This window comes from Epilithonimonas bovis DSM 19482 (assembly GCF_900108115.1).
Classification (GTDB): Bacteria; Bacteroidota; Bacteroidia; order Flavobacteriales; family Weeksellaceae; genus Epilithonimonas; species Epilithonimonas bovis.
Genome location: NZ_FTPU01000081.1, coordinates 1 through 2,412, shown reverse-complemented (window position 1 = coordinate 2,412; position 2,412 = coordinate 1). Strand labels below are relative to the sequence as shown.

At 48.2% G+C, this 2,412-nt stretch carries 2 rRNA genes; both read left to right on the top strand.

Annotated features, from left to right (window positions below):
• Window positions 1–2,127: ribosomal RNA gene (locus B0B05_RS16165) — 23S ribosomal RNA — on the top strand; the annotation flags it as partial.
• Window positions 2,128–2,276: 149 nt separating this feature from the next.
• Window positions 2,277–2,384, top strand: a 5S ribosomal RNA gene (gene rrf, locus B0B05_RS16160).
• The last annotated feature ends 28 nt before the right edge of the window (window positions 2,385–2,412 follow it).

Genomic DNA, 2,412 nt, shown 5'->3' with positions numbered 1-2,412 from the left:
ATAGTTAGTAGGATTAGACGCGAAACCTTGTGATCTACCCATGGGCAGGTTGAAGCTTTGGTAACACAAAGTGGAGGACCGAACCGGTTGACGTTGAAAAGTCTTCGGATGACCTGTGGGTAGGGGTGAAAGGCCAATCAAACTGGGAGATAGCTCGTACTCCCCGAAATGCATTTAGGTGCAGCGTCGATGTTAAGTTTATTAGAGGTAGAGCTACTGATTGGATGCGGGGGAGTCAAATCCTACCAATTCCTGACAAACTCCGAATGCTAATAAATGTTCGTCGGCAGTGAGGGCATGGGTGCTAAGGTCCATGTCCGAGAGGGAAAGAACCCAGACCAACAGCTAAGGTCCCTAAATATATGCTAAGTTGAAACAACGCGGTTGGACTGCATTGACAGCTAGGATGTTGGCTTGGAAGCAGCCATTCATTTAAAGAGTGCGTAACAGCTCACTAGTCGAGCGGTCCGGCATGGATAATAATCGGGCATAAGCATATTACCGAAGCTATGGATTTATAATTAATTATATCTGGTAGGGGAGCATTCTATTTGCGCCGAAGCAGTATCGCGAGGTATTGTGGAGCGGATAGAAAAGAAAATGTAGGCATAAGTAACGATAAAGGGGGCGAGAAACCCCCTCACCGAAAGACTAAGGTTTCCTCAGCCATGCTAATCAGCTGAGGGTTAGTCGGGACCTAACGCGAACCCGAAAGGGGTAGTGGATGGACAATGGGTTAATATTCCCATACTTGCTCACACTAAAAAGGGGACGGAGTGCCGTACTTGCTGGAGACTGACGGAATAGTCAAGGCCTAGCCTTCGGGCGAAGCTGCTGCAGGGAAAGTGCTTCCAAGAAAAGCCGAAGTGAAGCAACCCGTACCAAAACCGACACAGGTAGTCGAGGAGAGAATCCTAAGGTGCTCGAGTGAGTCGTGGCTAAGGAACTAGGCAAAATAGTCTCGTAACTTCGGAAGAAGAGACGCCAACAGCAATGTTGGCCGCAGTGAAGAGGCCCAGGCGACTGTTTATCAAAAACACAGGACTCTGCTAAATCGAAAGATGCTGTATAGGGTCTGACACCTGCCCGGTGCTGGAAGGTTAAGGAAGGTGCTTAGAGGTAACTCGAAGGCATTGACTGAAGCCCCAGTAAACGGCGGCCGTAACTATAACGGTCCTAAGGTAGCGAAATTCCTTGTCGGGTAAGTTCCGACCTGCACGAATGGTGTAACGATCTGGGCACTGTCTCAGCCACGAGCTCGGTGAAATTGTAGTATCGGTGAAGATGCCGATTACCCGCAATGGGACGAAAAGACCCTGTGAACCTTTACTATAACTTCGTATTGACTTTGAGTAAGTAATGTGTAGGATAGGTGGGAGGCTTTGAAGCAGGCACGCTAGTGTTTGTGGAGCCAACGTTGAAATACCACCCTTTACTTACTTGGAGCCTAACTTCTTAAAGAAGGACATTGCGTGGTGGGTAGTTTGACTGGGGTGGTCGCCTCCAAAAGAGTAACGGAGGCTTTCAAAGGTACCCTCAGCACGCTTGGTAACCGTGCGTAGAGTGTAATGGCATAAGGGTGCTTGACTGTGAGACCAACAAGTCGATCAGGTGCGAAAGCAGGACATAGTGATCCGGTGGTTCCGTATGGAAGGGCCATCGCTCATAGGATAAAAGGTACTCCGGGGATAACAGGCTAGTCTCCCCCAAGAGCTCACATCGACGGGGAGGTTCGGCACCTCGATGTCGGCTCGTCACATCCTGGGGCTGGAGAAGGTCCCAAGGGTTGGGCTGTTCGCCCATTAAAGTGGCACGCGAGCTGGGTTCAGAACGTCGTGAGACAGTTCGGTCTCTATCTATTGCGGGCGTTAGATGTTTGAGAGGACTTGATTCTAGTACGAGAGGACCGAATTGAACAAACCTCTGGTGTATCAGTTGTACCGCCAGGTGCACCGCTGAGTAGCTATGTTTGGAAGAGATAAGCACTGAAAGCATATAAGTGCGAAACTCGCCTCAAGATGAGACATCTTTTAAGGGTCGTTGGAGATGACGACGTTGATAGGCTATAGGTGTAAAGACAGTAATGTCATAGCCAAGTAGTACTAATTACCCGTAGATTTATAGCCTATTGGTTACAATATACAAGTGCTTTTTGCGCAACAAAGGTTCTCTCTTTGTGAACGTTTTTATCGATTAAAAAGTTGACAGTTGATTGTTGACAGTTGTTGGAAAACTCCGACAACCATCAACCGACAACTAACAACCATATACCTTTTTAGGGTGGTTTTAGCAGAGGGGCTCACCTGTTCCCATTCCGAACACAGAAGTTAAGCCCTCTAGCGCCGATGGTACTGCGAAAGCGGGAGAGTAGGTCGCCGCCAGTTTTTTTTTAAAGCTCATCAATTTATTTTG